Source organism: Dietzia sp. B19 (genome assembly GCF_014145155.1).
Classification (GTDB): Bacteria; Actinomycetota; Actinomycetes; order Mycobacteriales; family Mycobacteriaceae; genus Dietzia; species Dietzia natronolimnaea.
In genome coordinates, this window is the sequence record NZ_JAALED010000541.1 from 12,346 (window position 1) to 18,630 (window position 6,285).

Here is a 6,285-nt window from a genome sequence, read left to right on the forward strand (position 1 = left end):
CTGATCCCCGAGGCGCTCGGCCAGTGCGTGGCCGCGGTCGAGCCAGGCCATCTCGTCGAATCCGTCCGACCACACGGGCTGATCAACCGGCCTGTCACCGAGGTGATGGAAGTATGCCTTGAACTGGCCGATCCAGTCTTCGATCTCATCCCGCAGCACCTGCGGGATCTGCAGGTCAGCCGCGACGCCCTGGTTGTATCCCGGATGGCCAGGGGGGAACACGTCAGGGGATGCGGAGATGTAGGGCCGATAATCGATGACCGGGTGGAGCGCGACATAGCGGCGATCGAATGGGCCCGGGTCCGCGGGTACCCGACACGCCGCACGGCACAGGTGCGACTCACGCAGCCCATGGAAGGATCCATCCGGCGACACACGCATTACCTGAGAGTATCGGGTGAGGACCTCGGCCACTTGGCGGCGCGATTCGACGAACAGCAGCACGCGATGAGTGTCGAGTTGTAGTCGAACTCCGGCTTACCGGGGGCGATCCCGACCGCCGAGCTGACGACCGGGGCCTCGGAAGCAGAGCCGACGTCGTGCACGATGGTTCGGGCGGAATGAAACTCTGATGCCTGGGTGTGGTGTGTTAGTCGCCCGAGACGCGCCAGTTCCTTTAGAAATGCCTACTTTGGATGCACGCGCAGAATCGTCGCTAGTTGTAATCGACCCCAACCGTGACAGGGAAGTTCTGCCCATCGTCAGGGTCGCATTCTTCCCAGTTCCTGGTGCAACTTATGTAGACGATCTCGACCTCTACCGTCGGAGTCGTGATACCAAAGGACCCGTAGCTGGAGAACGCGTAAGGGCCTTCCTCTGTGTACACGTAGCCAACGCTTTCGCCCCCGTAGTTGAGCTCTACAAGTGACGTATCCGGCGCGATGCCGGTCACCTTCAATACGACTACTCCGGGGGTGCCAGTTGCCGTGACCGTGAAGTTGCTTGCCGGGTTCACGGGAGTGGTCGAAGTTGTCGGAATCGTCGGGACAGTCGTCGCCGTGGTTGTGGACGTGGTCGTCGTCGGTGTCGTCGGTGCGGTCGTCGTCGGGGGCGCGGTCATGGTCGTTGTAGTCGGCAGGGTGCTGCCTCCTCCCGGCCCGAGAGAACCGGAGGGGCCGATGGCCAAGCCCGCACCCATCGCAGCGGCACCGAGAGCGATGGCGATCTGAACAGCGGGGTCACGGAACAGGCGCGGAGGAAACTCGAGGCTCACAGGGGAAATCCATTCTGATCGGAGTTCTGCAAAATCGCAGCAAAGCGCCAGATCCCAAAACCCAAACGAGTGCACCTGGATTCACAGCATCCGCAAATTCTGTGCTCCACCTACGATACGCCGCGACCCCGCGCAGGCGTGAACCGCTCTACCGCGACACCAGCTAAATGTTCGCACTACAACGCAATTGCAAGATGTGCGTAATGATTGCAACTTCAGGTTATGGCTGAGCCGGGAGCGGATCGCGGCGTTGGAGCGGCGCGTGGCCGCCCTGATGGCATGGACTGCCCCCGACTCGGTACCGGAGCGGACCGCCAACGCCGAGGACCGCTGACACCGAGGACCGCTTCTGGGCACTTGGGGGCCTGCGGTCCCGTGCATTCGATCCCGGAGCCGTGATGTTGGTCGGTAGTTTGCGGACCCCGAAGGGCTACGAAGCCCGGTGGTAGATGCTCGAGCAGCCAGATGGGCTGTTCGCCTCCGACTTCGCCGATCAGGCGGAATCACAGCCGGCACCCGCAACACGGACCGACGAAGACTCCTCCTGTCCGTTCCTGGTCGTGTGGTTCGTAGTGGTCGCGGCCCGGGGGCTACTGCCGGTGGCAGCGGCGACCACCTGGGGTTGGGTCGCCGCCACCACGGTCTACGCTGCTTCGGCGGGTTGGCGTTCTTACAGACGTTGCGAGTCCCGTGGATCCACCCCGACACATCGCGACGGGAACTCGCCGGGTCCGCCGTCTGGCTGGCTGTTTTCCTGACCCTGACGACGCCCTCTCTCCGGTATCTACTCTGGCCCTCTGGGGCGTTCGCGGTGAGGACTCGCTCGACCAGGTCGTCGTGCATTGGCCACCGTCGGTACATTCGGACCGGGTGATCAGGATGAGCAATCGGACAGTCTCGAGGGTCGCGGCCGCATCGCCACTTCTGGTGGCCTCGATGTTGGGGAGCGGCTGTGCAGAGTGGGACGCTGCGGTGAACCGGGAACTCCCGTCGGTTGACTCGTGGAGTCAGGCTGAAGTCGAACCCCCGGCAGATCCGTCGCCGGTGGAAGAGCAGACGAACGTGAAGCGGGGCGAGAACGGTATTCCGACTCTGGACGCCAGTGAGATGCTCCGAGACAGTGCATGCGCGAAAGCGGACGACATGATCGCGAGGGACTACTGGGGGCACTTTGCGCCTGATGGCAGTGGCGATCCGTTCATGTTTATCCGTGGGGCCGGCGTCGACTACTCCACTGCTGCAGAGAACCTATTTTACTCAACTCCGGGCGGACCCGATCCGGTCGACAGCTGGATGCAGAGTCCCGGTCACAGGGAGAACGTCGTCAACCCGGACTTCACCAGGGTGGGCGTCTGCGTGCGGACGGCTGCGTACCAGGGCCTCCCAGAGGCGCATCTTTATGTCCAGCACTTTGCTACTCCGATAGCGGAGAGATAGTCGGTGCCCCGAGTCCGGAGAGATGGTGTGTGAGCTCGCTCCTTGGGGGACACCGGATCTGAGGAACTCCTGCTCTTCGAGGCGTTGAGACACCTGACGCCGAATGGGTTCGATGGTGGCCCGAATGCTGTCACTCAAGGGGGCTTAGAGTGACAGTGTGAACCTGGAGATGGTCGTTGACGACGCGACCGGCGCGCCCGTGGATACTGCCGGCACCGACCCTCGCGCCGATGCTTGACCCATCCGACCTGCGACGGGATCTCGAAGAGGCGCAGGACCGTTTTGAGCAGTACCGCGCGTCCGTGACCACGATGATCGAAGAGCGTGCTGCTGGCGAACTATCTCGAGCCCTTGAGGTGGTCCTCCCCGACCTGGCCTTCTACGAAGGGCAGGCGGTCGCCGCGGCTGTGGCGCTCGAACACCTCGCCGTCGACGTATCCTCCGTGCCGAAGGTGCTTGCCGACGAGCTCGTGGAACAGCAGGCCGCGCGACGCAGCAGGGATTACCTGGCAGGTTTCGCCAAGGTGCTCGCCCTAACAAATCAGCACGTGCCGAGATAAGCTGCGGCAGCGGCTGGGATCAGTGGGCAGTCCCGCGTGTCTCGCGGGTGAATCGATCCGCCCACAGCCTCCATTGCCACAACGTGAGCGCCTGGAATATCCCGATGCAGGCGACCGCACTGGTCTTTCTGTGCTTGTAGCTGGCCACCATGGCGCACACGAGCGATGTACTGGCCATGCCAGCCAGGGCCAGGACCATCGGCTCGGACCTGGGGTCCCGAGACCAGGACTCTTCGCCCAGGATTGCTTGTGTCGCAAACGACTTCACGTTGTGAGCGGGCGGGGTCATCACTGGGTTGAGTGCAAACCACGCGCCGATCGGCACGTACAACCACCACAGGCGAGTCCACAGGGGGACCAGCAGCAGTGGGGCGCTCAGGAGCCTCGACCATGCACTGACCGGATGAGCGTGCCGCCGGAACATGCGAGCGTAGAAGCCGTCCTCGGAAGCCACGAATCCAGCCTTGCACCTCGGTCGCCGGAGCGGCTACTGAATCACGACTCTCATCCGGAGGGGCGACGGCGACACCCGGCCCACCGTGGGGCTCCTAGTCTCGGTGGGCGAGTAGCGCGGCGTGGGGCCGATGACCGGGATCGTGTCGATGCTCCCGATGGGTGACTGTGAAGCCTGCACGGTGAACGGTGTCGATCATCGTGGTCAGGGGCCAGTAGAAGGCGGCCGCCACAGCATGGGGAAACTCCTCGACGTGGTCTCCGTCGAAGAACGCAAGGAGCAGGCGACCTCCCGGTGCCAGCGACGCGCGCATCGTCTCCAGTGCTCCGGGTACGTCTCCGGGGTCGAGGTGGATCAGTGAGTACCAGGAGAAGACCCCGCCCAAGGGGTCCGGAAGGCCGCCCAGATCGTCAAATGTCCCCTGACGGAACTGCACCTGCGGATAGGTGCGTTGGGCGTGGTCGACGAACTCTGGCACCGGGTCGATTCCTTCGGCCGTGACCCCAGCGTCGGTGAGGTAAGCAGTCCAGTGGCCGGGACCGCATCCGATGTCGACGACGCGACCCGTGCAGCCGCGAGCCCAGCGGGTGACCAGCGCCCGGTCCTGGGGTGCCGTGGTGTCGATGTCGCCGAGTAGGTCGATGTACTCGTGCGCGCGGGCGGAGTAAGCGGAGTGCACCGTGTCCGCGTCGGGTGGTGTGCGTGACTGCCTGTTCATGCGGGGCCAGCGAGTATCAGGGTGCGCAGAATGTGGCCTTCGAGGCGGTCAAGTAGCTCGGATGCGCCGACTTCAGGGTGCGGGTGCGCTTGCGAGCGCAGGAGTGTCACTGCCTCTTTGGGGGAGAAGAGGCACGTGGCGAGCCCAGCCCGCTGGTCCGCTCCGCAATCGGCGTCCAGGGCCAGGGCGAGGCGCGCGCGAACGTGGTCTCGCCGGGTGGCGGCAAGGTCGGCAAGGTAGGTGTCGATCACGGTGTCCGGGCTCTCTCCTGCGTGTCGGGCCAATAGGTCGTGGAACACCGCGCGCGACTGCGCAGCGAGGAACTCGGATACTCCGGCGATGAGGGCTGCGCGGGTGCGGTAGTAGTACGAGGTCGACCCTTTGGCTATGCCGAGCTCTGCGTCGATGGCTTGGTGGGTGAGGGCATGGCTTCCACCTCGGGCGGCTAACGCGATAGCGGCCTGGCAGATCTGGTCTCGTCGTGATGGTCGCTCGGGCACGGGCCCAGCCTACCGCCAGACCCTCTAGGAAGCTAGAGTCTCAGCTATGTGGACACCTCCGGCGAGGAGCCGAACGGCTGGCGCTACCAGGCTCACTGCACGCCAGTGCGAGGTGAGGGAGTCGATGGGCGGCCGCGGCGACGTCTATGTCTACGGGCCGCCTGGTAGTGGGAAGACGACACTGCTCGACTCAGTCCATAGGGACGTGCCCAAATCGGTGCGGTGGCACTGTGCAGAGTTCTTCCGCGCAGTCCATGCTGAGCTGCCCAGGCACGGGCGCGACCTGGACATAACGGTACGAGCGCTGACAGGTCGGGCTAGTGCTGTGTTTTTTGACGAGTTTTACGTGCACGATGTCGCCGATGCGATCTACCTACATCGTGCACTGACCTGGTGGTGTTCTCATCGGGTTCGAGTGGTGGCTACGTCGAACTATGTGCCCGACGAGCTTCTGCCCAATCCTCTCCTGCATGCTGCCGCCGAACCTGTCATAGATCTCATCCGGTCCAGGTTCGCGGTAATTGATCTCGATGAGGGCATTGACCATCGCGCCACCGCAACCGCCATCACCAGCTTGAATGGCTTCACTGCGGGAGGATGGCTACCGCCCCTCTCGCACAAGCCCGCGACCTCATCACTCACGCTGGGAAACCGAAGGCTGCCTGTCCTGGCGCAACCAATGGGAACGCGAACAACAGAGACGACCTTCGCCGCGCTCTGCGAGCTCCCGTGGTCGACCAGCGACTACCTCACCCTCCTAGCTGACCGAAGCCCTCTCGTCATCCATGACGTTCCGCACCCTGCACAAATCGGCCGGGAGCCAGGGCAGCGCCTGGCCAACCTCGTTGACGTCGCGTACGACCTTGACGCCCCGCTGACGATCCACTCCCAGGGACTGCCCGACGACCTGGCCGCCTCGGCGTTTCCACCGCTAGACGTCGCCAGAACCGTCAGTCGTTTGCGAAGCCTGCGCGCCCCTCACCATTGACGCACTGGCCGATCAGCCCCACCTGCACTCAGCTTGCTCATCGCGGACGGGGATCCTCCCGGCCAAATCAACGCTCAGCCCCGCTACTTTGACAACATCCCCTCGGATGCCCGAGTTCGGGCAGTCTGCACCGGCGGTTCTTGTCAATCTGGATTGCACAGCGACAGTTGTCGCTGTGCGGTCTAGATTGACGAAATCACCTTCTAGATTGACGGTTGAACCAGCTATTTGGACGTCAAAATCCTCTTGACCAGGCGAAATCCAGAATCATCATGAGTCCGCCCGCTACGGCTCGGTCAATCTAGAAGTTCTGGGACGTGCATAGATGCTGGTCAGAAGGCTACAGGCTTTGTTGACTCTACAGACGTAGTTGTCGAGCTTTGCGGTTCCGTGGACAGTGCAGGTCACGAGGCAT

General features: G+C 63.4%; 9 protein-coding genes. 4 read left to right on the forward strand and 5 right to left on the reverse strand.

Features of this window, described 5'->3' with window-relative positions; all coding sequences use genetic code 11:
• Together G6020_RS14735 and G6020_RS14740 are read right to left on the reverse strand one after the other, a co-directional pair.
• Positions 1 to 444 (reverse strand): hypothetical protein (locus G6020_RS14735; RefSeq protein ID WP_194306158.1); only part of this gene is annotated, 444 nt, incomplete at its 3' end.
• 211 nt (positions 445 to 655) lie between these two features.
• Positions 656 to 892 (reverse strand): hypothetical protein, encoded by a 237-nt coding sequence (locus G6020_RS14740; protein WP_182611126.1) that lies wholly within the window; start codon positions 890 to 892, stop codon positions 656 to 658.
• 34 nt (positions 893 to 926) lie between these two features.
• Between G6020_RS14740 and G6020_RS14745 the strand changes: the two genes are divergently transcribed.
• The 3 genes from G6020_RS14745 (at position 927) to G6020_RS14755 (ending at position 3,210) form a co-directional block, all read left to right on the forward strand.
• Positions 927 to 1,169, forward strand: coding sequence for a hypothetical protein (locus G6020_RS14745; protein WP_182611127.1), 243 nt, complete (start codon positions 927 to 929; stop codon positions 1,167 to 1,169).
• Positions 1,170 to 2,092: 923 nt separating this feature from the next.
• Positions 2,093 to 2,650: a CAP domain-containing protein gene (locus G6020_RS14750; RefSeq protein WP_241732745.1), complete on the forward strand. Its 558-nt coding sequence runs from the start codon at positions 2,093 to 2,095 to the stop codon at positions 2,648 to 2,650.
• A 230-nt stretch (positions 2,651 to 2,880) separates the two neighbouring features.
• Complete coding sequence (locus G6020_RS14755; protein ID WP_182611129.1) at positions 2,881 to 3,210, forward strand: hypothetical protein; 330 nt, start codon at positions 2,881 to 2,883, stop codon at positions 3,208 to 3,210.
• A 19-nt stretch (positions 3,211 to 3,229) separates the two neighbouring features.
• On the opposite strand, the gene G6020_RS14760 is transcribed toward G6020_RS14755, so the two are convergent.
• The 3 genes from G6020_RS14760 to G6020_RS14770 all read right to left on the reverse strand — a co-directional run bounded on the left by G6020_RS14760 (position 3,230) and on the right by G6020_RS14770 (position 4,882).
• The gene (locus G6020_RS14760) at positions 3,230 to 3,664 is read right to left on the reverse strand and encodes a DUF6653 family protein (RefSeq protein WP_182611130.1); all 435 of its coding nucleotides are present in this window, start codon (positions 3,662 to 3,664) and stop codon (positions 3,230 to 3,232) included.
• 94 nt (positions 3,665 to 3,758) lie between these two features.
• Entirely contained in the window at positions 3,759 to 4,382 is a 624-nt protein-coding gene (locus G6020_RS14765) for a class I SAM-dependent methyltransferase (RefSeq protein WP_182611131.1), read from the reverse strand.
• Positions 4,379 to 4,882: a TetR family transcriptional regulator gene (locus G6020_RS14770; protein ID WP_182611132.1), complete on the reverse strand. Its 504-nt coding sequence runs from the start codon at positions 4,880 to 4,882 to the stop codon at positions 4,379 to 4,381. The genes G6020_RS14765 and G6020_RS14770 overlap by 4 nt, the downstream gene beginning before the upstream one ends.
• Before the next feature lie 124 nt (positions 4,883 to 5,006).
• Here G6020_RS14770 and zapE point away from each other — a divergent pair, with 124 nt between their 5' ends.
• Positions 5,007 to 5,870: an AFG1/ZapE family ATPase gene (zapE, locus tag G6020_RS14775; RefSeq protein WP_182611133.1), complete on the forward strand. Its 864-nt coding sequence runs from the start codon at positions 5,007 to 5,009 to the stop codon at positions 5,868 to 5,870.
• The last annotated feature ends 415 nt before the right edge of the window (positions 5,871 to 6,285 follow it).

Bases quoted from the DNA above. Each gene is read 5' to 3' on its own strand.
- G6020_RS14750 (WP_241732745.1), top strand. From the start codon at position 2,093: ATGAGCAATCGGACAGTCTCGAGGGTCGCGGCCGCATCGCCACTTCTG.
- G6020_RS14755 (WP_182611129.1), top strand. From the start codon at position 2,881: ATGCTTGACCCATCCGACCTGCGACGGGATCTCGAAGAGGCGCAGGAC.
- G6020_RS14765 (WP_182611131.1), bottom strand. From the start codon at position 4,382: ATGAACAGGCAGTCACGCACACCACCCGACGCGGACACGGTGCACTCC.
- zapE (WP_182611133.1), top strand. From the start codon at position 5,007: ATGGGCGGCCGCGGCGACGTCTATGTCTACGGGCCGCCTGGTAGTGGG.